The sequence below is a fragment of the Marinomonas aquimarina genome (assembly GCF_900089755.1).
GTDB classification, from domain to species: domain Bacteria; phylum Pseudomonadota; class Gammaproteobacteria; order Pseudomonadales; family Marinomonadaceae; genus Marinomonas; species Marinomonas aquimarina.
In genome coordinates, this window is sequence record NZ_FLOC01000002.1 from 268,870 (window position 1) to 294,142 (window position 25,273).

The window sequence follows — 25,273 nt, forward strand, 5'->3', positions numbered from 1 at the left end:
ATATGTGGATTTTATTGGCCATGACTGGCCTGTGGGCATTTTCTTTTAGCTTGATTGGCGTGTATTTAGCCGGGCAAGTGGATTCATGGTTCTCAGTACTGATGCGTATTACCTTAGCCATGCTGGTGTTTCTGCCCTTTATTAAGTTTCGCCAAACACCGAAAGCGCTAGCCCTTAAGCTGATGGCGATTGGCGCCTGCCAACTGGGCATTATGTACGGCTTTTATTACCAATCCTTTTTGCATCTATCGGTCCCTGAGGTACTGCTCTTTACCGTGATGACGCCCATCTATATTGCGTTAATCAATGATATCTTGGAGCGGCGCTTTACCCCAGGCTACATTATCAGTGCCTTAATTGCTGTTGCTGGGGCTGTGGGGATCCGCTATCAAGGCATCGACGAAGGCTTCATTCAAGGCTTCTTATTAGTGCAAGGTGCGAACCTTTGTTTTGGCCTAGGTCAGGTTGCCTATAAACGTTTGATGGCCAATAACCCAACCGATTTACCGCAGTTAACCTTATTTGGCTGGTTCTTTATCGGCGCCTTTATTGTGGTCGTGCCATGTTTCCTAGCCCTTGGCAACATGGACAAATTGCCTACCACAAATCTGCAGTGGGGAATCTTAGTCTATCTAGGGGTGATTGCTTCAGGAGTTGGTTACTTTGCTTGGAACAAGGGCGCCACCATGGTTAATGTTGGTGCGCTAGCCGTTGCCAACAACCTATTAATCCCAGCAGGAATCTTGGTCAATGTAGTGTTTTGGAACCGTGATGCCGACATTATCCGCCTCGCCATTGGCGGCGCGGTGATCCTTTTCGCACTCTACTTAAATGAATGGTTCCTCAAACAAAAAGAGCACACCAATCTGGCAGAAACTCAGGCTTGAGCTTAAAGCCAGTGCAATAAAAATGGGAACCCTTGGGTTCCCATTTTTGTTTTGCATCTGTCAAAGCGGACTTAGTTCGCTAAGAATTCACTGCGAGTCTTATCACTGCGTTTAAATAGACCGCCCAATGCTGTGGTTTGCGTCGAGGAGCTCGCGTCCATCACACCACGTGCTTTCACGCAGTAGTGAGTAGCATTAATGCTCACTGCCACATTGTCCGTCTCAAGCAGAGTTTGCAACGCCACCAAAACCTGCTGGGTTTGACGTTCCTGCACTTGTGGGCGCTGACCAAAGAAGCGCACGATACGGTTGATCTTTGACAAACCGATAATCTTGTTCTTCGGTAGGTAAGCTACTTTCGCCAACCCGTCGATGGTCACGAAATGGTGCTCACAGGTACTGGTGAAAGAAATATCGCTCACCTTAACCATCTCATCCACTTTCATCTTGTTTTCGATGACAGTGATTTTAGGGAATTGACCATAATCCAGACCAGAGAAGATCTCTTTCACATACATTTTTGCAATGCGGTGAGGCGTTTCTGAAAGGCTGTCATCCGTTAGGTCTAAGCCTAAGGTGTACACCACATCCTCAAATGCTGTTTTGATGCGCTGGTACTTTTCCTCAGTCGACAAGCCATTGTCGATCATCGGCGTTTCAAGACCATGCTTAATGAGGGCATCACGAACTCGAGCCGCCTCATCGGAAAGTGCAATATTGCTCACTTTACTGGTTTCTGCCATTGCAGTTGTCATATCAATACCCTGTCTAGCTAATTCGTTCATTCATGATGCCTAGCGCGCCATCGCTTCCGATTAAGCTAAATGACGACCTCCATCCAAAGCCAATGTACGCCCGGTCATGTAACGACTACTGAGGAGGTATTGTACCGCTGCAACCCCTTCCTGTTCACCTGGTTCTAGGCATAATAACGATTTTTTTAATGCTTTCTGCTGATATTCCTTATTATCGCCCTGTTGAAACATCAACAAAGACGGCGCAATCGCATTAACTTTTACCTTTGGTGCCAATTGGCGAGCAAAGGATAAACTCAAATTGGCCAAGCCTGCTTTACTGGCAGCGTACGCAATATGCTTATCACTGCCCTTTTCCGCCACAAAATCGGTCAAGTGAATTATATCGGTCGCTTGACCCAAATCATTAGCAGCACATAATAACAGAGATTGTAACGACATGTTGAGTTGATATGGCGCCGCCACATGAACTTGCCACATTCGTGTCATCAATGCTTGTAAGTCTTCATTATCGGCCTCAGATGACCAGTCCGAGGCATTATGGATAACGCTGCGCAAACCTCGGTATTCCGCTTCAATCGTTTGAATCAGTTTGGTGACAGATTCAGGTTGCGTAAAATCGGCGCGAATACAGTGCACACCTTGTGCCATTAGCTCCTCCACCATGGGGGTAAAACTACGATAGCTGATCACTACGGCTTCGCCTTGGGCCAATAAGTGACGCACCACTGCCAACCCCAAACGGCGACCACCACCCGTAATCAAATGAGGGTATACCCGCGTCTCTTGCATCTAAACCTCCCACCCATCATTAAAAAACCAATACGTTTGCATCCGAAATCATAGAGATTACGTAATCAACACTAGGTTGGTTCATTAAATTAGGCTAACTTTTAATCAGGTCACATTCGCCTATTTATAACTCGATGGAGCGCATAATGAATAAACAACAATTGCCTGTGATCCCACAGGAAGCGTTTGACTGGTATGACGAATACGCCCACGGTGACATCGATCGCCGCACTTTTCTTCGCCGGCTTTCTACGCTTGGCGTTGCTGGAATCACCGCCTCCGCAGTCTCCGCGGCGCTGATGCCCAACTATGCCTTGGCCGAACAAGTATCCTTTAACGACCCCGAAATCAGCGCCCGCTATGTGGAAATTGATGCGCCCAACGGACATGGTAAAGCCCGCGGCTACCTTGTGACGCCAGCAGGCGTCAATCAAGACAACCCTGCTCCAGGGGTCATCGTAGTGCATGAAAACCGTGGCCTGAACCCCTACATCGAGGATGTCGCCAGACGCGTCGCCAAAGATGGCTTCGTGGCCTTCGCGCCAGATGCCCTATTCCCTCTAGGTGGCTACCCTGGCAACGATGACGAAGGGCGTGCAATGCAAAAAAGCTTGGATCGAGACAAGATTCTTGGCGACTTTAGCGATGCTGCCACCTTCCTAAAATCCCATGCCATCACTACGGATAAACTGGGTATTGTCGGCTTCTGTTTTGGCGGCTATGTTTCCAATCAACTCGCCGCGTCTTGGCCAAACATGATCGATGCGGCAGTACCATTTTACGGCACGCCACCCACCCAAGACTTACAAAACCTAAAAGGCCCATTGCTGTTGCACTTTGCCGAACTGGATCAGCGCGTCAACGCCACTTGGCCAGACTACGAAAGTGCCCTAAAAACCATGGGCGTAGACTACCAAGCGCATATGTACGAGCGTGTGAACCACGGTTTTCATAACGACTCCACAGCACGCTATGATGAGCAAAGCGCAGAATTGGCTTGGCAAAGAACCATCGAGTTTTTCAAACAGCACCTTGCTTAAACGACAAAGGCCTTCTATCTAGAAGGCCTTTTTAGTTGAAGGGCACTTACACGGGAGCAGCTACAATATCGTCTTTGCAGAAATAAACGCCATTGCTGGGCAATACATGTTGCCACAGTTGCTGACTTAGCTCTTCAAGCGGTGTTTTAGCCCCTGCAGCGACCCACTCAGCAATGCCCTTGGCGACATTTGGGTAACTCACTCGCACCACTTTAGACCCCTCTAGCCACTCACGAATCACGTCAGAAGATAGCGTTTTGCTGGCTTTGGCAAACCCTAAACTTTCCAAGGCAACGACATTAGAAAGCTGCTCGACTTGCCCATGCAAAGGCTTAACCATAATACGGCGCCCCATATGTAAGGCTTCCGAGTTCAATTCAAAGCCAGCATTACAGAGCACCGATTGGCACTCACGTAAATTCTTTTGGAAGCCCTCACGACTGAAGGGGAAGACTTGTACATTGCCGTATTTTCCAGGCTCAATATCCTTACAGTGCATGCGGAACTGATAGCCTGATACGCCTTCTAAGTATTCCATCACATCTTCACTGTTCTCAAACGGTAGATAGACTAATACTTGATCGTCTTGCGCCACATTTTTATGCTCAGCATGCTGAATGATCGGCGGTAAAATAGGCTCGCCAAAATGGTGCCAATGCACCCCGATCCCCTGGCTCACTGGGGCGAAGCGCGACATGATCCAAGAGCCGATCACATCCCCTTTGTATTTTGGAATATCGTACTGAAAAGCGTATTGATGGCCGACACCAATACAAGGCTTCCCTTGACGCTTTGCCGCCCACGCTGTGACCGGCTCGAAATCCGTTAAGATTAAATCGTATTGCGACACATCAAAGCTGGCGATGTCTTTCAATAGTTGAAACACCTTGGCTTGACGATAGGTGGCCCAAAGACTGATCTGGCCATCTTTGGCAACGAACGACAAACCACTGAAGGTACGATAGTTACCAAAGCACTCCATATCAAAGTAGTCGCTTGCGGCCCGACCGGAGAACACATAATCCACTTCGATCCCTAGACGCGCGAACTCCACACTCATAGCGCGTGCGCGAGTGATGTGGCCATTACCGGTGCCTTGCACCCCATATAAAATCTTCATGCTAACACTCCAAACGACAGCATGGCACAGGTGGTCCCTAACAAGGCTCCCATAGCCGTATCCGTTGGGAAGTGAACACCAAGGAAAATTCGCGACATGGCCACCATGGCAGACCAGCTGTAGAAACTTAAATAAAACTCAGGAAACCATTCACTCAGGCAGTACGCCATAAAAAACGCGCCTGAGGTATGCCCAGAGGGAAAAGAAAACTTATCAGAAGGACGAATAAAGCTGGTGAAGTCATCCAAAATATCGGCTGGCCGATTGCGCTTAAAACTCTTTTTCAGGATCAAATACAGCACACGCTCTAGAGCAAAACCAGCGATGATGATCAAGGCCCAGTTTTGCAAACCGAACGCCCAAAACGCCAATGCCAACAACACATACAAGGGCCCATCTGCCGACATCGAAACAATACGACTGACTCGAGTCATTAACTGGCGATGCTTACGCGCCATCAGCCAGTAAAATGTGCTTACGTCCATGTTGTGAATGCTGTTAAGTATGTTCATAACGCCGCCTCTACACGTCTTCTATTGTTTCAAAATAGAAAATTTGGGTGTCATTTTCGTGGCAGAGGGATGATGCTTTTATGACAAAAAAAGCGCTCCTAAAGAGCGCTTTTTTTAAAGACAGGCAGCGATTACTGCTGGTTCATTTGCTTGAATTTCGCCATTAATTCTACTGGCTTGTTCTTTTTGTTATCGCTGTTTAATGCGTAAACCACAGTCTCGCCATTTGGACCTGCAGCGATATCTGTGTAACGCAGTGGCACTTCGCCTACCACACGTGCTTGATTCATTTCTTCAAGTGATTGGAACACGTAGATACGGCCTTCCATACGTGTTTCACCGTAGAAGCTTTCTGCACCGGCTAAGTTGCCATCGTACATATCAATGCTGGCGATGCCGCTGGTTTTTTTCTTGTCTTCGTTGGTTAGACCAAACACCAGAGTTTCACCTTTTGGACCGTCACCGATACGCACTTTACGGTAAGACGTTTCCCCAATCGCTAGGAAGTCTTCGTAAGTAGCACGATCATCAAATAGATAAATGCGGCCTTCTTCATGCACTTCGTACATATCTTGGTTGTTCAGTTGCGCTTCAGCCGCCGCCATTTCATTATCAGATTTAACTGATGAACCGGCACATGCCGTTAGCAAAACAGTGGACGCAACAAGGCCAGCAATAGATAGTTTTTTCATGGGTTATCTCCTCAATGTAATAACCCAATAACCTAGCAAGCAAAGATTGCAGAAACATTGCAAGAAAAAGACTGCGGCTATAACCAGTTACTTAACATGAAGCCGATGCCAAACGAGCGCGTGTAATTGTCGTAATCTAGTAATGATTGGCCATAGCCTTCAAAGTATTGCGCGTAACCACGCACTTTGCCCCACATAGGGAAACTCACCCCAAGGCGCACCGCACCATGGTTATCGGCAAAATCTAGGTTGTTGCGCAACAGCACATCAAAGGTGACGTCATTGACCACATGCACCACCGTCAGTTCACCATGCCCTAGGTAGTCTTCAATGTCCGCATTGTCATCGTCGGCTTCTGATTCTGGTATGCGATACCAAGGCTTGATCGAGACCACGGTGTTTTGATGCTCAAAAATAAAGTCGGCATAGACGCGATTCCAAGAACGCGACAATGGCTCACCACGACCATTCGATTGGTGCACCACACCATAGTTAATATGGGATAACTTCGCGCCAAAGAAACTCATGTCGAGTTTGGGTTGAGTGGTGATAAAGGCTTCTGGCTCGTAACTGGTATCTCGAAAAGGGGCTGAGATTTTACTGTTATAGGCCTGCCAGTAGGACTCCTGGGTATAAGCAAACCAGAGCTTGGAGTCACGTCCTAACACCCCTTTGGCAACCGGAAATTTAAGGCTCACCTGAAACTTAAATTCAGTATCCTGCAGCTGCTCGGAATCAACATTGTAATAGGAGCCACGATCACCGGATTTGCCTGTGTAATAGATGGGTAAAAAGTAGTTCGGCTTATGGGCGGTCAGCACAAACGGATCACCGGCGCTGCGCTCTTCGTATTGCACACGCTGCTCGATCATGCCATTGGCTTTGCGGGCTCGCTCAGCAATCGGCTCAGGCGCCTCTGGCTCGATGGAGTTCTGCTCTGGTGTTTCAATGTCATCCAATGTGACAGGGGAACTGGCTGCCACCCCAACCTGACTAAAAAGGCCAAGGCCCAACATAAGCACACTTACCTGTTGCCAATTCATGGCCTTCTCCTTCAGCAGTTTAGCCAATAATGGAATAACAAGCGCTACGCTGGAATTACTTTGCGAAGATAGCTTTCGTTTTCCATTTCTACGATCTCCACCGATAGGCTAACTTGTTTCACCGCAAAGCGGCACAAAGCATCAAGGACAGACTGTGAAAGTTCGGATTTCTGTTGCGCACTGCGCCCCCCCAACATGCGCACCGTCACGTGCACAAACGCATCTTGCACCCCATGGGTGATAAAATGCTTACAAGCAAAGGCACGCAGCTTAATGTCTGCGGGTTGGAATAACCCTGATTCAAGGCACGCTTGTTGTACCGCTTCCATCCAGTCCAGTGGGGGCACTTCTTGCTCTAGGTTTTGACTGTATTCGATGATGCAATGGGGCATAGATACTCCCGTTTTAATTCTTGTTAGAGAACAACACCAGATTAATAGCCAAGCAGTGTATCCACCGTGTCGGGCAGCACACTCAAATGACGATAGTTACGAATATTTTGTGCCACGATCTTACTGGCACTTTGCACTGTGGTGGGCGCCGAGATATGTGGCAGCACAGTGATATTAGGATGCGTCCAGAACGGATGCGAACGTGGCAATGGTTCGTATACAAACACATCTAATACCGCATGCTTGATGCGTCCAGTGTTCAGCTCATAAAGCAGCATGTCCTCATCGACAATTTTACCGCGGGCAAAATTAATTAATTGCGCACCCGGCTTGATTTTCGCCAAATTATCGCCTGCTAATAAGCCTTCCGTGGTGGTGGTCAACGGCAACAAACAGACTAAAATATCACTCTGCTTTAGTATTTGCTCAAGACCCTCTTCACCAAACAAGCACTGAACTTGCTCCATGCGCTTCTCGGTCCGACTCCAGCCCTGCACCTTAAAGCCTTGCTCACTGAGTGCTTGCGCAGCCCGCCGACCTAACTCCCCTAGCCCCAAAATGCCCACACTTCGGTCGCTGGCCGCGACATAGGGCAAAGGCTGCCACACAGCCTTGGTTTGCTGACGCGCATAGGCTGGCATGTCGCGATGCAAGAATAAGGTCCAGGCCAGCACAGCTTCGGCCATAACGCGGCTAAGCTCTGGGTCAATCAAGCGTACGATGCTGTAATGTGACGCAACCGGTTGCTGCAGTAACTTCTCTACCCCAGCCCAAACACTGTGTACCCAAACTAGGTTTGGTAATGTTTGTAAATCTGCCGGATCAGGGTTGGCGACAATCGCCACTTCGGAGAGTTTACGCTCGTTCTCAGTTAATTTACGCAGCGGTAAAATGGATTCATCTGGCATGGCTTGAGAAAGCGCTTCGAGCCAAATGAGCTCTTCAGCTTCGTCAAGGGAACTCACAAAGGGAATCGCTGGGGTTAAGATCATCGACTAAATCACCTTAAAAAACATGGTTTGCAGTGCTTCGCAGCACACTCACTCAAAGCAACCTGATCAGGCTCAAACGCTGTGGCTCAGCTGCAGAAATTTCTGCGCAAACTCCGTCGCAGAGCAAGGGCGGCCAAAGTAATAACCTTGATACGAAATGCAACCGAGTGCTTCTAATTGTTCAAAGTGCTCTTGGGTTTCCACCCCCTCGGCTAACACCTTCAGTGACAAGGCATTGGCCATAGCGATCACCGCCATAACGATAGCGTAATCATCTTTATCGTGAATTAAATCACGTACAAACGACTGGTCAATCTTCAGACGATCAATGGGTAGGTCTTTTAAATATTTCAGAGAGGAATAACCCGTACCAAAATCGTCCACCGATAAACTGATGCCTAATTCTCGAATCTGCTCCATGATATCCAAGGCACGATCAAGATCCGACATCAGGGCGGTTTCGGTGATTTCGATGTCCATCATGGTGGCGGGCATACCACTGTTTTGCAGCGCCTGTGAAATGTCTTTTAGCAAGTTCGCATAGGAGAATTGCATCGGGCTGACGTTGATTGAGATACGCCAATCATCTTGCCAAAGGCCCTGTTTTCTCCAGCTCGCCACCTGTTGTGTGGTTTGTTGCAAGACAAAGCGCCCCAGATCATGGATCAAACCTATGTCTTCGGCGATCGGAATAAACTCCATCGGTGGCACAAAGCCGCGCTCACGGTCATTCCAGCGCAATAAGGCTTCCGCACCGATAAGCTCACCATATTGGTTATTCTGTGGTTGGTAGTAAACTTCGAATTCGTTCATTTTCACAGCCCGATAGAGAGACTTCTCCATCTGCAAGCGCGCATCGGACAGGGACTGCATATCTTCTTGGAAAAAGGCAAAGGTATTACGCCCTAGTTCTTTCGCTTTGTATAAGGCGGTATCGGCTTGGCGCATTACCGTTGCGGTGGATTCTTCTGTGCCGTCGAAGAAAGACACGCCCATACTGCCGGTCACATGCAGATCGTGACCCTCGACGTGTTTCACTTCGGCACACTCTTTCAAGATGCGCTGCATAAAGTTTACCACAGCAACATTGTTCTCATTTTTAGAGCCACGCACATTGCTCCATAAGAACACGAACTCATCGCCACCCAAACGAGCGAAGGTAGTATTGGGCGGCACCAGTGGCACCAGTGCATCCACTACTTCAACCAGCAACTGATCCCCCACGTTATGACCGAGGGCATCATTGACTGTTTTAAAGCGGTCCAAATCCAGAATGATCAGTACGCCAAAAGCGTCTTGGCTCATATCGGACATGGCTTTTTGAAGATGATCAGTCATTAAGGCGCGGTTTGGTAAGCGCGTTAACGAATCGTAAAATGACAAGCGATTAATACGCTGCTGCGCTTCTTTACGCTCAGATAAGTCCCGCATCAGGAGCACCACTTCGGACTCCCCTTGCACCATGTATTTACTGATGCGGATTTCAACCGGTACTAAGCCTTGCTTATTCGACAGCGTGGTTTCGGCGCTCATCACGTCATCCACTGCCAGTTCGTGCAATGAGGACTCCAATGACGTCCAAAAGCCAGTGCTTCCTAAGGACGCTAATGGCATATCGGTTAACGACTCAGCACTCATGCTAACCAGCTTTTCTGCCGCTTCGTTAACCACGCGAATCTGATAATTTTGGTCCAACACTATGATGCCATCCGCCGCATGGCTGATCATGGCTTTGGAGTGTTGATGGCTGCGTTCTAAGGCGTCTAAGGCATTGCTCAAGCGCAGCCATAATTCATTAAAGGTGCTTTTTAAGCGTCCTAGTTCATCCTTATGATGGCGTCTATCAAAGGCTGCCGGTACCGAGACAGTCTTATTATTATCCAAGCGTGTTAACGACCAGGTCAGCTGCTTCAATGGTCGTGTCACCATGACATAAAACAGCAATGACAAAATGGATGCTAAGAGGATGTCTTTGATAAGATTCTGGATAAATAGGCGACTGTTGAAGCCGATTACTTGCTCCACTAAATAGCGCCGGTCAAGTTCCAGATCCACCCGCCCCAAAGGCACTTCAATGCCACTAAAGTTCAATTGGCGAGACACTTCAAGGGTGTCTTTCAAGAGGTAATTGGCGAGATCGCTACTCAGTGATGGCGCGATAAAGGGAGCCGTTGCGGAGGCAAATACCTGCCCATTCTCATCACTCACGATGACACTTTGAATGGCCGGGTTGTACAACAAACTCTCTGCTTGTTGTTGTGCGAACACAGTGTCTAAGCGAAATAAAGCTTGCGCTAACGGGCGCTCGACAATGGATAACAGGTCATTGAACTCTTTTTGAATACGGTAAGGTTCTTGCTGAATACTGCGGTAGGCTTGCACGAAGCTGAGCACGACGCTCAAGATCATGGCCAACAACAAGGTGGCAATAGACTGTTTGATGTACAGAGATCGATTAAGCGCTGATACCATTATAATCCTACTGCTCAGTCTCAATGACAACGATAAAGCATCCATCCTATACGAATGCTATGGCAGATCATTGATTGACTATACAGGGTTCAACTACGTATGCAAACTCCTGCAAACATGATCTACCTCAGACCGGCTTACAGAATAAGAAAAACTTATGCAAATTACGCAGAAAGCAGAATAACTCATATTTTTCAGTAAGATATATTGAAAATACATCAGGCCTTGCTACTTTAGTGAGTACCTTAATGGTTAGGGCGCCGTCGCGGCCGCCGTCACCTGCTGCGCATGCCTTTTGCCCAACAGCAAGGTCAACACAAACACCGCCCCTAAGACACACCAAGACCCCATGACCACCGCAGGCCACCCTCCCATCTGCCAAAAAGGATCCAGGTAGAAGCCACCCACACTGGCACCTAAGTAATAAAACACCAAGTACAAAGATGAGGCACTGGCCTTCGCCTGTTGTGCATTTTTACTGACAAAACTGCTGGCCGTGGAGTGACATAAGAAGAAACCAAAGCAATTAATGAATAAACCGAGGACAATCGCCATTAAGGATGACCCTAATGTCACCAATGACCCGAGCATCACGATGCCAGTGCCCAATGACATAATGCGCGGCTGGCTCATATGGCTGGCTAACTTACCCGAGAACGCGGAGCCGACGGTGCCACTTAGATAGGTGAGAAACAGTAAGCTCACAAATTTCGCTGACAAAGAGTAAGGTTCATCCTCCAGCACAAAAGTAATGTAGCTGTATTGGTTGATAAAAATGAAGAAATTAAAGCCGCCAATGAGATAGCACAAAAGGAGCATGGGGTTACGCACATGTAAGGCCACATTGGTAACGATGGTGCGAACTCGAAAGCGTTTCGCTTCAAAGTGCTGTGAATTCGGCAGCAGCACCCAAAACAGTAAGAAGCACAACAGGCTCACCAACGCCATGGTTAAAAACGCTGCGGAGGTTCCCTGCCACTCGCCGACAAAACCACCGATTAAACGTCCACCAATGCCGCCTAGGGTATTGCCGCTAATATATAAGCCCACCGCGATGGCCATTGCATGGGGACGATACTCATCTCCCAAATAAGCCACAGCAATGGCCGGTAACCCCGCTAAGAAAAAGCCTTGCAAAGCCCGCAGAAACAACAAGGAACTGTAGTCCTTAGCAAAACTCAGAGCGAAGGTCGTCAAGGTCACCCCAAGTAAGGTCAGCAGCATGATTTTTTTGCGCCCCAACGCATCCGACAAGGGGCCATAAAACAGCAAGGACAAGCCTAATGTTAAGGTAGTAATGGTAAAGCTACTCGCCGCTTGCAATTCACTGATGGCGAACTCTCGAGCAATCATGGGCAATAAAGGTTGCGTCACATAGACGTTCGCGAACACCATAAATGAGCCAATAATCAACGCTAATGTGCCACGCCAAAAGGCCCAACCACCCATTTCAATCACTTGGAGTCTCCAATCTGAATCTATAATGAGGAGACTATACGCCTAGCCTTTTTATCAATAAAATATATATATCTTATAGATTGGATAAGAAACATTGATTGAAATTAAGCCCCTACGCTACTTTATTGCCGTCGCCAACGCGCTCAGCTTTACCCGCGCCGCCGAGCAACTGCACATCGCCCAACCAGCGATTAGCATGTCGATCAAAAAATTAGAGCAAGAGTTGCAGGTACAACTGTTTCATCGCCATGACCGTAAAATAAGCCTAACCGACGAAGGCCAGGTGCTGTATGAACACGCTAAGCGCTTAATCCAGCAAGCGGACGAGACCGAGTTAGCGATGCAAGAGCTGAGCGGCTTGAGTCGCGGCGAGGTGCGGGTCGGCATCCCAAGCATGTTAGGGTCGTATTATTTCCCGCCCATCTTGATGGCATTCCGTCATCGTTATCCTAACCTCACGCTTCAGGTCATCGAAGGGGGCACTTGGAAACTGCAACAAATGCTCGAAAGCGGTGAAATCGACTTAAGTGTGATCGTCGCGGAAACCCCCAGTGAGCAGCTAGAGACACGCGCCCTGTTAAAGGAGCAAATGTTAGTCACCGTTTCCAAAGAGCACCCTTTTGTCGCCTTAGATAGCATTCCTGTCGAGTTGTTCTTTAACGAAGAACTGGTGATGTTTAAAGAAGGTTATTTTCACCGGCGGGTCATTGACCGCTTGGCGCAGCAGCAAGGCATCAAACCCAACTTCGGTTTTGAAACCAATTTAATCCCGTTAATCAAATCCATCGTCAAGCAGGGGTTTGGCATCTCCACCTTGCTGGGCATGGTGATCGAGGAAGACGATGGTCTGGTGACTCGACCATTTGCGGACCCCGTCTGGCTCGATATTAATATTGCTTGGCGCAAAGACGGCTACTTATCAAAAGCGAATGAAGCCTTTCTTCAGTTTGTGATTAAAGAAACCGAGCGCAACCAGTCTAAATAAGCCGACTTAGCGCTTAGTTGCCTTTGTTGTGGCCATCATCTGGGGTTGAAAAGAGCAGCTCGGATAAGCGGCTGCGAGGCGCCATTTTCTGTTCCAGGCGACGAAAGAAATCCGTACGATGAAAAATCGTTCCGCCAATAAAGCCAAGCACACTGCCTAATACAATATCCACTAAACGATGTTCTAGTAACAGGGTCGCATCCATTCCGCTGGAGGTAATCTCCGCCATGATCACCGTTAACGGTGTGATAAAAATCACTGCAAGGCCGTAATGTTTGACAATTAACATTTCAATAATGATCTGCAAAATACAAATCAAAATAGCCAACACAAGGGCCGGAGGCTGGAAGGAGAAAATCACACTGGCCAACAGCATACCGACCACGGTGCCGACGATACGATGAATATTGCGGTGCCAAACCATACGAAAAGTAGCCCCCTGCAAAATGGCAGCACAGGAAATAGGCACCCAGTAAGGGTTACTGAGCTGTAGCCATAAAGCGAAACCGTAGGACCCAGCGATACAAAGACTTAAAAACAGCGCCTCCAAGACAATCGCGTTGACCCGCTCATCCACTTGCACAGGGGCCGACACGGTTTTATGCGCCCCAGTCAGCAGGCTATAAATGAACGCCATCAATACCGCCCACATACCGCCCATGGCAATTAATCCAACCCGTTCTGGTGTCGCCGCAAGATCAAAGGGCATGGCCATGGCAATACAAGACGCCAAGATAAAGAAAAAGCTCCCAGGCGGGGGTAAACAGTAGTAGCGCGTTATCACTATCACGGCAAAGGCGATGACAAATAAAGCCACTGGGGCCAATCCAGCCACCGAGGCGGACAAGGTCGCCAAGGTCAAACAGGCCATAAAGCCGAAGGTACACAGAATCATGGTCAGCATTCTGGACGCGGTCCGTGTCGGACTCATGTACAAAAATACCATAGAGCCGAGGCTGGCAATCATGGCGTCAGTGAAGGTACCCGTCAGCGCACCTAATACAGCAGGCGCACCAATGGTAATGCCCGCCGCCACCGGCAAGTGCCATGGCCGACTGACATTATTGAGCGTGAACAAGCTTTTTACAGCGGATTTGAAACTCACAATTAAAATGCCTCACCTAGAATAAATTGTCTCGCACCATGCAATCTTCATCACTTTGCCATGATTCCTTGATATCACTGCTTGACCAGTTTGTTAAGTTTTGTACCTTGGAGTTCATTAGCCAGTGTTTATATTATACCACGCTGCTCTTAGGACATGATTAAAAAGGAATAACGCATGAATTTCTCGTTGCAGAGCAAAATCACTTTGCAAAGCATTCTCACGACACTGATCGTCACCATTGCCGTCGCCTGGCTTGCCTTTAGCAAATTTAACAGTGCCACCCAAACCAGCATACAATCGGAATCCGCGTCGCAGGCCGCAGCCATTAATGTCTATCTGAGTAATTGGTACAATGACCGTGAGCAAACAATGTCGACGGTGCGCCGCCATTTGGAAGCTTCGTTAACACAAAACACGGAAAATGAAGCGCAAATCTTGGCGATTCTGCAGCAAGCTCAAGCGAGCTTAGGGTTTGGCATGACCTTCCTAGGTCTGGAAAACGGCCATATGTATCGCCATGACCCAAGCCTCAACAGTGCTGACTATGACCCTCGTGTACGCTCTTGGTACAAGGATGCCAAAGCCACCCGCCAAACCTACGTCACGGCCCCGTATATCTCAGCCTCAACGCAAAAATTGTCCATGACATTTGTCGAACCTGTGATCATTAATGGCCAATTTAAAGGCGCCATTGGCGGCTTGGTTTTCTTAGATGACCTGCTTAGTCGTTTGCTGGAGTTAAAGGTATTGGGCAATGGCGAGTTACTCTTGCTCGGTTCATCCGGTGAAGTCCTAGCGCACCGTAACAAGTCACTGATTCAAACCAACATTACAGAATCGGATTATCCAATCAGTTCCGCCGATGTTCAGCAGGCTTTAAAGGGCACGATTTATAAAGAAATCAGTGTCAACGGTGAGGCCAAATATCTTTATTTACAAGCGCTTGGCAAAACCAATTGGATTGTCGCTCTAGTTATGGATAAAGACACTCTTATGTCACCTATTCATGAGTTTGCCACGTCTGCGTCCCTGTTTGTGCTGGTCTTATTGGCCATTATGGGGTTACTGGTGTTCAAACTTTCTCAATGGCTGTTAAAAGATTTAAGAAACGTCACCTCTCGTCTTCAAGATATTGCCCATGGCGATGGCGACTTAACCGCCCGACTCAGCAACAATAGTAAAGACGAAGTCGCCGAGCTGGTGAATGCGTTCAACCAATTTGTCGAACGCTTGCAGGGTACGATCAATAATATTAAGAGCATTGAAGGCAAGCTTTCGCAACAAGCCAAGTCGATTGATGCCACTTCTAGCCATAGCCATGACCGCCTAATGGCACAGCAAAACAGCATCACCATGGTCGCGACGGCCGTGCATGAGATGGCTCAAGCCACCCAAGAAATCGCCGACAACGCCCTTGAAACCGCACGCAGTGCTGATCATGCTGTTTCCTCTAGCGAATCAGGCCAAGCGCAGATTGATGCCAGTCAGCACAGCATTCAGCAACTGGCGAACGATGTGAGTTCCGTTTCAGAGGTGATTCAGCGAGTCAGCCAGGACGCGGAGAACATCAACTCGATCTTGAACACCATTTCCGATATTGCTGAACAAACCAACTTACTGGCCTTAAATGCTGCCATTGAAGCGGCGCGCGCGGGTGAACAAGGCCGAGGGTTTGCGGTGGTAGCCGATGAAGTACGAGTGCTAAGCCAGCGTACGTACAGTTCAATCGAAGAGATTCAAAAGATGATTGAGACACTACAACACAGCAGTTCCAATGCGGTGACCCACATTCAGCGCAGCCATGCGCAAGCAGAGCAAAGCGTACAGGACATTGATACCGCCCGCAGAAGCTTTGATGAAATTAAACAGTTGATTGGTAGCATTAGCGACCGCGCCACCCAAATTGCCAGCGCCACCGAAGAGCAAACCAGCGTTACCAAAGGCATCAGTGACAATACCACTGAGGTCGATGATGGCGCGCGCGAAATGGTCACCTTTGCCCATGAGAACTCTGACAGTGCCAGCCGACTGACGCAACTCACCAGTGACCTCAAAGAAAATGTACATTACTTTAAAAGCTAATCGGGTCTGATAACACGCAAACAAACATGCCCAGTGAGGTCACTGGGCATGTTAGCAATACGCATCAAACCGTAAAGGGCGCTACGCCAATCAGCAGTTCGTGTAAATAAAACGCCACCAATGCGTACGCGCATAAGCCCACACCGAGCGCGATCACATCGTACTTATAATTAGGGGCCTCAAACTGTTCGCCCTGTGCCTTAAGGCGGCGGCGACTGATCACAAAGTTAAACACCGCCCACACTAGAATTGAACCGAATAACACCACATCCGCACTGGTGCCATTGCTGATTAAATGTGCCAAGGCCCATAGCTTAATCCCCACCACCATCGGTACGCCAACACGCGCTTTGATCTTTGAGTACGGCATGGCCGCCGCGGCAATGTAAATAAAAGCGAACAAAATCAATAAGGCCGCCACATGACGGGTCCACACTGGCGGGAACCATAGCCATTCCGCGCTGTAACGGGCATAACCGTAGCCCATAATAGTGGTTAATAAACCAATAAAAGCCACCGCGGCATGCAGCATTTTCCAGTTGCTTTTTCCGAGCTGTTCCATCATAAATAGACGCCATTCCGGCGCAAATAATCTTACCGAGTGAACCCCGATAAATAACGTTAAACCAACCAATAACAGCGCCATGATTTTCTCCTATCCGAGTTTTGTGAAGGCCGTTAACTTTCTTGCCCAAAAACAGTGCAATGAGACATGAAATGATGCAGTAACCCTCCATATTTCTGAAGCATTTCCTATATTATTCAATCAATTATACAGTCTTTACAATCCATGAATGCGACCGCTGTACATTTCGTTTTCTTTGCAATATCTCGACAGCAAAACCACACACTTGCGGCCATTAATCATTATCATTAATTCCAGTGAAAGAATCTAAAGTAAACCAATTCGGCTTGGTTCATAACCCAATCTCTGTTGCTCAAAGAACTTATTTTTCTATGCTTAAATTTACGACGTTTACATTGCCACTTCTGACGGCTCTGTCTTTGCCACTGCAAGTGAACGCACAAGACACCACTCAGGAGCCAACCAACACCACAGTGGTTGCAGACGCCTCTTCGACTAATGCTGGCTACAGCTTTAGCCGACAAACCGTGATTGATCTAGCTCAGAAACTGTCCCAGTCACCGATGCAGGCCCCCGCCAGAGCACCGGATGCACTGAACAACCTTGACTACGACACGTACCGAAAAATTAACTTTCAACAGAACCAAGCCGTCTGGGGGCAAACACCGACACAGTTCTCTATTCAGTTGTTTGCGCCAGGGTTTCTCTATAAAGATTTGGTCGAAATTGATGCGGTGGAAAATGCGCGCGCCTACCCTATCGAAGCGAACAAAGACTCCTTTGTCACCCCAACCGAAGAAATTGATCAGCTGATTTCCGATCTCGGTAAATTTGCCGGGCTGCGTTTGCACTACCCGATCAACAAAGCGGATTACAAAGATGAGTTCATTGTGTTTCAAGGTGCGAGCTATTTTAGAGCCGTGTCCAAAGGGCAAACCTATGGTGTTTCCGCGCGCGGTCTTGCCATTGATGTAGCACAGCCCACTGGCGAAGAGTTCCCTATGTTCCGCCATTTTTGGATCGAGCGTCCCTCTTCGTCGCAACAGGCCATCGTGGTCCATGCGCTGCTGGATAGCAAAAGCGTCACCGGCGCCTACCGTTTCGGTATTTTCCCAGGCTCGCCAACGCGCATTGATGTGGAAGCTACACTCTTCCCACGCCGTGACATTGCCCACATTGGCTTAGCGCCACTGACCTCCATGTACATGTTTAATGGCAGTTTAGATTACCCAGAAATCGAGGATTATCGCGTAGCGGTACATGATTCCGAAGGCCTACAGATTCAAACCGGCCGCGGGGAAATGTTATGGCGTCCATTGCAAAACCCAGAAACCCTGCAAATCAGTGCCTTTATGGATCAATCGCCACAGGGGTTTGGCTTGATCCAACGCAATCGAGATTTTAGCGACTACCAAGATTTGGAAGCCAATTATCACTCCCGCCCATCGATTTGGGTCAAGCCCCTCAACGACTGGGGTGAAGGCCATGTGGAATTGGTGGAGATTCCGTCCAACTCAGAAGCCAACGATAACATCGTCGCTTACTGGCAACCGACTGAGCCCCTTAAAAAGGATCAGCCCTTTAACTACTCCTATCGCTTAACGATGACCAATGACACCCCCGTTCTATCGGGCAAAGCCCATGTGGTTCGTAGCGCAAAAGGACAAAAGCTGGCCTCCGAGCATGCCCAGGTCGTGATCGACTTTGATAGTATTGAAGTCGAAAACTTAGCCTCGATACAAGTCGATGCCAGCATCAGTCAGGGACAAATTTTAGAAGCCCATGTGACGCCCAATCCCTATGAAAAAGGCGTGCGTGCCTTCGTCACATTTGATCCAGGCAATGCCGATTCTGCGGAGCTACGTGTGCAGTTAAAGCAAGATGAAACGCCGCTCGCAGCAACTTGGTTATACCGATGGTTAGGTGAATAATGAATCAAACAACCCCAAACTCTGGGCGCTACGCTCTGCCTGAGGAAGCTGTGTTGGACATGCCTCGCCATGCCGTCAACGAAGCTCGTCAATCCTCGAAAAAGCAACATCAGCGTTTTTTGCTTAGCACGCTGTTTTCACGCCTATTTGTCCTGCTCGGAACGCTGGGCTTGTCGGCCTATGGCGCTAAGGAAATGTATGAGGTATTGAGCACCAATCATATTACCTGGTTGCAGTGGCTGTTCTTAACCTTGTTCTGTATTAACTTTACTTGGATTTCGTTTGCCTTTACCCAAGCAACGCTAGGCCTGTTGTTTAAGCTGTCGCCATTTAAGCGTAAACGTAAAGAGAGTGAGCCAACCGGCGTCACCGCGATATTATTACCTGTGTACAACGAAGATCCGGCCCGCATCCGCGCCAGTATCGAGGCCATGCATGAAGACTTGTTGCAGAAAGCCCCAGGTAAGTTTGCGTTTTTCATTCTGAGTGACACCAACCGTGCCGAAAACAGTATCAAAGAGAAACACACTTTCTTCCCTATTTTGAATCAAGACAGCGAAGGCTGCCCGATTTACTATCGTCGCCGTTTAAATAACGCAGAGCGCAAAGCCGGTAACGTGGCCGAGTGGGTCACCCGCTTTGGTAACAACTACGAATGTATGATTGTGCTCGACGCCGACAGCTTAATGAGCGCCGAGTGTTTCTTGTCCATGTCCCGTCGTATGGCGGCCGAACCCACGCTTGGCTTGATCCAAACCTTACCGACCATTATTCGCGCCGACACCCTGTACAGCCGCATTCAACAGTTTGCCAACCAGTGTTTTGGTCCAATCTACGCGGCCGGTCTGACCACTTGGCATGGTAACGCTTCCAACTTTTGGGGCCACAATGCCATTATCCGTACTCAAGCATTCGCTGAAGCTTGCGGTCTGCCAATTTTACCCGGCAAAGCCCCTTTTGGTGGTCATGTCATGAGCCATGACTTTATTGAAGCGGCCCTACTGCGCCGCGCAGGCTGGGGGGTACGTTTTGATACCGACTTAGAAGCCTCATACGAAGAGGCGCCGCCATCACTGATCGATGTCATGGTACGTGATCGCCGTTGGTGTCAGGGCAACTTACAGCACAAAGCTTTTGTCAACGCGAAAGGTCTGCACTTCGTCTCACGCATGCATTTGCTGACGGGGATCTTTTCCTACTTTAGCGCAGTGTTTTGGTTTGCCTTGATTGCGGTCGGTTTTGCCCTAGCAGTACAGGCGCATTTTGTCCGCCCAGAATACTTTACCAACTTATCACTGTTTCCTACTTGGCCAGTGTTTGACTTTGAGCGCGCGCGTTCTCTGTTTATCGTCTCCATGGCCTTAGTGTTAGCACCGAAACTTTATGGCTGGTTAAGTGTGTTGCTGCATTGGCGTCAATGCTGGAAGTTCGGCGGCCCCATTATGCTCACATTAGATACTTTGCTGGAAATCTTAGTGTCGGCCTTGTACGCACCGATCCTGATGTTTTCACAGTTCCTAGTGGTGATGGATGTACTCAGGGGCCGCGACAGTGGCTGGAAACCGCAGTCTCGGGACGATGGCGCCAATAAATGGCAAGAAACCACCCGTGCACATATCTACCATACCCTGTTTGGTATCGGCTTGGCACTGAGTGCAAACTACCTTAGTCCGCAGCTGTTCTATTGGTCATTGCCAATTACCTTTGGTCTGGTCTTTTCGATTCCATTATCTTGGTTAAGTGGTGGCGCCAAGCGCGGTAACTTGCTGCGTAAACTGGGCTTTTTAAAGGGGCCTGAAGAGCGCCGACCTTCCGAAATCGTACAGCGCCTTAAGGCAAAAGTGGCGCAATTGGATGCGCAAGCAAACGCAGAGCTTAGTACGCCACTGCACGCCTACATTGATAATGTCGATTTCTACGCTTGGCATCTGGCCCAATTACCGCAACAAGAAAGCCAGCAGTTTGACCGACACAAGGTCTGCGCCGCATGGCAAATTGAGCACAGTGCCTCGATTGAAGAGCTGATGACACATCTAAATGAGCAGGAATATTTGGCCATCATTAAATACCGCTCCCTGTTCCTCAGGTTGAGTAAGTTTTTGCCCCAGTCTGCCAACGACGATCAGGCAAAAGCCTACGCCTAACCCGACTATAAGCCGCTCACAAGAGCGGCTTTTTTTGTGGTTTAAAATGCACTTTAAGGCTTGCAACATGATCCGCCCAGCCAGAAACCATTACGCCGGATTCACGCACTAGTTAATTACTTTACGCTTCTTGCACTCTTCAGCTACTTATTTCATGACATAGATTAATAAAAATAACTTATATAGCGCACACATCTCTCAAAAATTGACCTAGGTTAATTTTTTTTTTGCAAAGAGGCGTATTGTTGCCTCATCTTATTTGCATCCACTAGGAGACATCGATATGAAATCAGTAACTAAAATCGCTCTACTTTCTGCAGCAATCGTAAGTGCACCATTGGCCATGGCTCATGAAGCGGGCGATATGTTTGTTCGTGGTGGTCTAATCAATGTAATGCCAAGTGCTACTGACAACACAGGTGCAGGCCTTAACTTAGATGTAGATGACAATCTGCAAATTGGTCTAACTGCAACTTACATGTACACTGATAACATCGGTATGGAGCTTCTTGCGGCAACTCCTTTTACTCACGACATCACAGCAGGCGGCACTAAAGTTGGTGAAACATCTCATTTGCCACCATCGCTAATGGTGCAGTACTACTTCGGTCAAGCAAACAGCGATGTGCGCCCATACGTGGGTGCGGGTCTAAACTACACAGTTTTCTTTGATGAGAAGCTGTCTACTGACCTTGATGCAAATGGCCAAACAGATAAATTAAGCCTTGATGATTCGTTCGGCCTAGCTGCGCAAGTAGGTGTAGATTTCAATATTACTGACAACCTATTTATCAACGCTTCAGTTTGGTACATGGACATTAATACTGATGTAAATATTGATGGTATCCTGTCTAATGCCGAACTAGAAATCGACCCTGTGTCTGTTATGGCAAGCGTTGGTTACACTTTCTAAGCGAAAGCGTTAACAAACTGTACTCCACTAAGAAGCCCGCTGGATATGGAATGTCCAGCGGGCTTTTTTTGCCCAAAAATAAGCGTCAAGACTCTTTAAACTCCCGCCGGTTTTGCCAACTTTGAGCACACAAACGCAAGCAAGCGCACAGTAAACATGGAGATGCGGCTCTGTGTATTTACTCCAAATCCGTCTCCGACAACACTGAAATGGTTCTCAAGATAACGCTCACAAGGAGTAATACCATGAAAACAGTCATGCCGATTTTAGCCAGCGCAGTTGCCCTAACAGCCTTTGCCTCGGCCGCACAGGCACAAGAGTGGAGCCGTCAAGATAGCGGCTTGTATGTGGGGGCTAACTATGGCTATCTCAAAGTAAATGGTGACGATGGCTTCGATGATAACAACGACGTTTGGCAAGGTTTAGTCGGCTACCGCTTTAACTCATTTCTCGCCGTTGAGGGTGGCTACGCGGACTTTGGTTCCTATGGTGATGGTATCGTCAATGCTGACACTGACGGTTACAGTGCGGCTGTTAAAGGTAGCTTGCCACTCACCGACTCGATTGAGTTCTTTGCTAAAGCTGGTCAGCTTTGGTACGACACCGATTACTCAGTGGCAGGCCTAACCGGCAGCTCTGATAATGAGGCGCTGTTTGCTGGGGCAGGCTTGAACTTTAAGCTGTCCGAACAGCTGCTCTTAAATGCTCAATACACCTGGTACGATGCCGAATTAAGTGTCGATGAAATCGACCAAGACAGCGATTTCGATACCAACTTCAACCAAGCCAGCGTAGGGCTGGAATACCGCTTCTAATGACACCACAAACACCTACTAGCCCACCTTGATATAGTGGGCTATGTGCGGATTAGGCAAGCCCTTCTGAACGATTTAAAGCGCTAATTTGACGATAAAGGTTGGCCCCAGCAATCACACCGATGATCGCAAAAGCTAGCCAAATCCACTCCCTCGGCATTGCTTGCCAAGACAGTAATGCGCCGACCCCGAGGTTGCCTAAGAAGGCCGCAATACCGCCCATGCAAGAATATAAGCCGTAGTAACTACCGAGCTCCGATTTATCACAGAATTTCGGCACATAGGAGCCCAACAACGGCAACACAAGCATTGACCCTAGGCTAAACAGCACGGCATAGATCACGAAATTCAGTCCAGCAAAAGCAGCGAACTCCAGCATAAATAACAGATAAGACGTGCCCATTAGGGCAATGCCCAAGCCCATGGCTTTAGCGCTGCCAATGGTATTCGCCGCCCAACGGCTAATCGGCATTTGCAGCAAGATGCCCATGATCGAAGAGGTCATAAACACCCAGGTGATGACATCGGAGCTGAGCTGTCGAAACGACACCTGATCGGGCAGTGACAAATACAGCTGATGGAAAAATAAGTGGAAGGCGCAGGCACAACAAATAAATTTCACAAACGCACTATTACGTAACATGCTGTGCCATTGCTGCCAGAAACGAGTATCCGAACCAGCTCGCTTATCCTGCTCTAATAATTCTGGCAAATAGCGCCACTGTACTAAGAACAGCAGCATAAAGAGGCTGGCTGCGCCCATGCCCACCCAGAGAAACTCTAGGCTCAATAAGGCAATGCCCAGTAATGGGCCTAAAAACATGCCCGCTTCGCTGGTCCAGTTCTGCATCGCAAAAATCCGGTCCCGTCTCAGCTGGTCAGGCGCTTCATAGGCCAAATAGGCATTGCTTGATGGGGTAAACAAAGCCCCCGCAAAACCGGTCAAAAAGGCCCCCAACAAAAGCAACGGTAGGTTGCCCGCCAGACCTAATAGGGCAAAGCCAGCCACACGCACTAAACAGCCAAGCAGTATCAAGCGCTTATAGCCCAAATAATCACCGAGTGTTCCGCCCACCAGAAACAGGCCCTGCTGACTGAGCACCCGCAGGCCAATCACCAAGCCCACATGCCAGGGGCTGAGTCCTAAGTTACGTTGTAGATGGTCTGCCAGATACGGCAGCAGCATGTAAAAACCGAGATTAAAGGTAAAGCCATTGATGACTAAAACGCGGCTGGCGGCCGACAGCTGGCGCCAGTCGCTCAAGAAGTGGTTTGCATTCATAACAGAGGATTACTTCAGATTATCCAGAATCAAATCGACTCGTTCAGGGTTTAGGGTGATTTTATCGCGTAACTCAGGATAGCGAGTCTCGATCACTTCGCTATTGATCGCCTCACCCACTTGGATCATGCCAACCATTCCCATCATCAAATGTGGCGGACAGTAATACAGATTCACACCTTCGTTATTCAGCGTGATCTGATAGGTCTCATTGAATGTTGACGTCCACGCGTCTTGCCCCTCGGCCGTCACATAAGACTGCACATAATGCCCAGGCTGAGTCGGCACAAACGTCACCGTATCCCCCACTTGCGCCTGAATAAAATCCGGCTCAAATACCATCGGGCCCTTGTCACCAAAACTGAGCATTTGCACCTGCCAATCTTTGGCAGATAGAGACGTCACTGTCGTCAGCGCTAACCACGCCATCACGACCTTATGATACATAGTCTTTTCCTACTACTGACGGGGTCACTGAAGCTTTCATGGTCATAAAAGCATTGGCTCCTCGTCGCTGTGTTCGAATAAAAGGCACACCCAAGCCATCCAATTGCACATCCGCTTTAACGCCGTAGACCTGCTCTACCATCTGCGGCGTAATGACGTCCCGTGGCGCTCCTTGCGCGACCACTTTACCGCCTTTCAAAACCAGCAGATTATCGGCATACTGCGCCGCTAAATTCAGATCGTGCAAGATCATTAAGGATACCCAACCTTTTTGCTTGGTCTGCTGATCCAAATGATCTAGTAAGACCTGCTGGAAGTGTAGATCGAGCGCACTGACCGGTTCATCCAACATCAGGATGTCAGGTTTGCGCATCAAGGCCTGCGCGAACAAAATCATCTGACACTGACCACCGCTCAAGGTTCGCACATCTCGGTTCGCCAGATGCAATAAACCAATTTGCTCTAATGCCTGTAACGCTTCTTCGAGCAAGCTGTCACCGAGCTTGAGAGACAAGGCATTTAGCTGTCCCAGCAACACCACTTCCAACACACTCAGCCCCACATCTAAGCGGATGTCCTGTGGCATGTAACCAAATTGCTTACGCCACTGGGGTAAACTGGCCTTGGTGAGCGTTTGATCATTAAATCGCACCGCACCAGATTGTGGCTGTACATCCCCGAAGAGCATTTTTAAAAGGGTGCTTTTACCGGTGCCGTTGGGGCCAATGATGACATGGGTTTTACCTGCTTCTAAGGAGAAACTCATATCATCCGCCAACACTAGGTCATCGTAGGCCAGTGAGATGTTGTGTGCTTGTAACATAA

The 25,273-nt window shown here is 48.5% G+C and carries 23 protein-coding genes; 8 read left to right on the forward strand and 15 right to left on the reverse strand.

Translation table 11 applies throughout. From position 1 onward, the window contains the following. The first annotated feature begins 2 nt into the window (after window positions 1-2). Window positions 3-887, forward strand: a complete 885-nt coding sequence (locus tag MAQ5080_RS03285; RefSeq protein ID WP_067211704.1) for a carboxylate/amino acid/amine transporter — start codon at window positions 3-5, stop codon at window positions 885-887. Window positions 888-958: 71 nt separating this feature from the next. On the opposite strand, the gene folE is transcribed toward MAQ5080_RS03285, so the two are convergent. Next, window positions 959-1,642, reverse strand: coding sequence for a GTP cyclohydrolase I FolE (gene folE, locus MAQ5080_RS03290; RefSeq protein ID WP_067211907.1), 684 nt, complete (start codon window positions 1,640-1,642; stop codon window positions 959-961). A gap of 60 nt (window positions 1,643-1,702) precedes the next feature. Next, a complete protein-coding gene (folM, locus tag MAQ5080_RS03295; RefSeq protein WP_067211707.1) occupies window positions 1,703-2,434 on the reverse strand; it encodes a dihydromonapterin reductase in 732 nt (243 codons plus the stop codon). 146 nt (window positions 2,435-2,580) lie between these two features. Between folM and MAQ5080_RS03300 the strand changes: the two genes are divergently transcribed. Then, complete coding sequence (locus MAQ5080_RS03300; protein WP_067211710.1) at window positions 2,581-3,474, forward strand: dienelactone hydrolase family protein; 894 nt, start codon at window positions 2,581-2,583, stop codon at window positions 3,472-3,474. A gap of 46 nt (window positions 3,475-3,520) precedes the next feature. Here MAQ5080_RS03300 and MAQ5080_RS03305 read toward each other — a convergent pair whose 3' ends face one another. The 8 genes from MAQ5080_RS03305 to MAQ5080_RS03340 all read right to left on the reverse strand — a co-directional run bounded on the left by MAQ5080_RS03305 (window position 3,521) and on the right by MAQ5080_RS03340 (window position 12,155). Beyond that, on the reverse strand, window positions 3,521-4,594 hold the full coding sequence (locus MAQ5080_RS03305) for an MJ1255/VC2487 family glycosyltransferase (RefSeq protein ID WP_067211714.1): 1,074 nt from the start codon (window positions 4,592-4,594) through the stop codon (window positions 3,521-3,523). Further along, window positions 4,591-5,106 (reverse strand): phosphatase PAP2 family protein, encoded by a 516-nt coding sequence (locus tag MAQ5080_RS03310; protein WP_067211715.1) that lies wholly within the window; start codon window positions 5,104-5,106, stop codon window positions 4,591-4,593. Before MAQ5080_RS03310 ends, MAQ5080_RS03305 begins: the two co-directional genes overlap by 4 nt. A 131-nt stretch (window positions 5,107-5,237) precedes the next feature. After that, window positions 5,238-5,798 (reverse strand): hypothetical protein, encoded by a 561-nt coding sequence (locus MAQ5080_RS03315; protein WP_067211719.1) that lies wholly within the window; start codon window positions 5,796-5,798, stop codon window positions 5,238-5,240. 77 nt (window positions 5,799-5,875) lie between these two features. Beyond that, entirely contained in the window at window positions 5,876-6,841 is a 966-nt protein-coding gene (locus MAQ5080_RS03320) for a phospholipase A (protein ID WP_067211721.1), read from the reverse strand. 44 nt (window positions 6,842-6,885) lie between these two features. Further along, window positions 6,886-7,233 carry a 5-carboxymethyl-2-hydroxymuconate Delta-isomerase gene (locus tag MAQ5080_RS03325; protein ID WP_067211724.1) on the reverse strand — a complete coding sequence of 116 codons (348 nt, stop codon included), beginning with the start codon at window positions 7,231-7,233 and terminating at the stop codon, window positions 6,886-6,888. Window positions 7,234-7,274: 41 nt separating this feature from the next. Then, window positions 7,275-8,225 carry a 2-hydroxyacid dehydrogenase gene (locus tag MAQ5080_RS03330; RefSeq protein ID WP_067211727.1) on the reverse strand — a complete coding sequence of 317 codons (951 nt, stop codon included), beginning with the start codon at window positions 8,223-8,225 and terminating at the stop codon, window positions 7,275-7,277. 72 nt (window positions 8,226-8,297) lie between these two features. Next, a complete protein-coding gene (locus MAQ5080_RS03335) occupies window positions 8,298-10,697 on the reverse strand; it encodes a putative bifunctional diguanylate cyclase/phosphodiesterase (RefSeq protein ID WP_067211731.1) in 2,400 nt (799 codons plus the stop codon). Window positions 10,698-10,949: 252 nt separating this feature from the next. After that, on the reverse strand, window positions 10,950-12,155 hold the full coding sequence (locus MAQ5080_RS03340; RefSeq protein WP_067211733.1) for an MFS transporter: 1,206 nt from the start codon (window positions 12,153-12,155) through the stop codon (window positions 10,950-10,952). A gap of 97 nt (window positions 12,156-12,252) precedes the next feature. Between MAQ5080_RS03340 and MAQ5080_RS03345 the strand changes: the two genes are divergently transcribed. After that, window positions 12,253-13,140, forward strand: coding sequence for a LysR family transcriptional regulator (locus MAQ5080_RS03345; protein WP_067211911.1), 888 nt, complete (start codon window positions 12,253-12,255; stop codon window positions 13,138-13,140). Window positions 13,141-13,153: 13 nt separating this feature from the next. Here the strand turns inward: MAQ5080_RS03345 and MAQ5080_RS03350 are convergent, their stop codons facing one another. After that, window positions 13,154-14,245 (reverse strand): FUSC family protein, encoded by a 1,092-nt coding sequence (locus MAQ5080_RS03350; protein ID WP_231870850.1) that lies wholly within the window; start codon window positions 14,243-14,245, stop codon window positions 13,154-13,156. A 177-nt stretch (window positions 14,246-14,422) separates the two neighbouring features. Here MAQ5080_RS03350 and MAQ5080_RS03355 point away from each other — a divergent pair, with 177 nt between their 5' ends. Then, window positions 14,423-16,330, forward strand: coding sequence for a methyl-accepting chemotaxis protein (locus MAQ5080_RS03355; RefSeq protein ID WP_067211735.1), 1,908 nt, complete (start codon window positions 14,423-14,425; stop codon window positions 16,328-16,330). A 64-nt stretch (window positions 16,331-16,394) separates the two neighbouring features. Here MAQ5080_RS03355 and MAQ5080_RS03360 read toward each other — a convergent pair whose 3' ends face one another. Next, on the reverse strand, window positions 16,395-16,976 hold the full coding sequence (locus MAQ5080_RS03360; RefSeq protein WP_067211736.1) for an NnrU family protein: 582 nt from the start codon (window positions 16,974-16,976) through the stop codon (window positions 16,395-16,397). 311 nt (window positions 16,977-17,287) lie between these two features. Between MAQ5080_RS03360 and MAQ5080_RS03365 the strand changes: the two genes are divergently transcribed. The 4 genes from MAQ5080_RS03365 to MAQ5080_RS03380 all read left to right on the forward strand — a co-directional run bounded on the left by MAQ5080_RS03365 (window position 17,288) and on the right by MAQ5080_RS03380 (window position 22,719). Continuing rightward, entirely contained in the window at window positions 17,288-18,847 is a 1,560-nt protein-coding gene (locus tag MAQ5080_RS03365; protein WP_067211738.1) for a glucan biosynthesis protein G, read from the forward strand. Next, window positions 18,847-20,991: a glucans biosynthesis glucosyltransferase MdoH gene (gene mdoH, locus MAQ5080_RS03370; protein WP_067332935.1), complete on the forward strand. Its 2,145-nt coding sequence runs from the start codon at window positions 18,847-18,849 to the stop codon at window positions 20,989-20,991. Before MAQ5080_RS03365 ends, mdoH begins: the two co-directional genes overlap by 1 nt. A gap of 283 nt (window positions 20,992-21,274) precedes the next feature. Beyond that, on the forward strand, window positions 21,275-21,904 hold the full coding sequence (locus MAQ5080_RS03375; RefSeq protein WP_067211745.1) for an OmpW family outer membrane protein: 630 nt from the start codon (window positions 21,275-21,277) through the stop codon (window positions 21,902-21,904). A 245-nt stretch (window positions 21,905-22,149) separates the two neighbouring features. Continuing rightward, complete coding sequence (locus MAQ5080_RS03380; RefSeq protein WP_067211749.1) at window positions 22,150-22,719, forward strand: porin family protein; 570 nt, start codon at window positions 22,150-22,152, stop codon at window positions 22,717-22,719. Between the two features lie 52 nt (window positions 22,720-22,771). Here the strand turns inward: MAQ5080_RS03380 and MAQ5080_RS03385 are convergent, their stop codons facing one another. The 3 genes from MAQ5080_RS03385 to MAQ5080_RS03395 are packed head-to-tail and all read right to left on the reverse strand — an operon-like array spanning window position 22,772 to window position 25,271. Then, window positions 22,772-24,001, reverse strand: coding sequence for an MFS transporter (locus MAQ5080_RS03385; RefSeq protein ID WP_067211752.1), 1,230 nt, complete (start codon window positions 23,999-24,001; stop codon window positions 22,772-22,774). A 9-nt stretch (window positions 24,002-24,010) separates the two neighbouring features. Continuing rightward, entirely contained in the window at window positions 24,011-24,448 is a 438-nt protein-coding gene (locus tag MAQ5080_RS03390) for a plastocyanin/azurin family copper-binding protein (protein WP_067211755.1), read from the reverse strand. Beyond that, on the reverse strand, window positions 24,438-25,271 hold the full coding sequence (locus MAQ5080_RS03395; protein ID WP_082861126.1) for an ABC transporter ATP-binding protein: 834 nt from the start codon (window positions 25,269-25,271) through the stop codon (window positions 24,438-24,440). Before MAQ5080_RS03395 ends, MAQ5080_RS03390 begins: the two co-directional genes overlap by 11 nt. Window positions 25,272-25,273 lie beyond the last annotated feature (2 nt).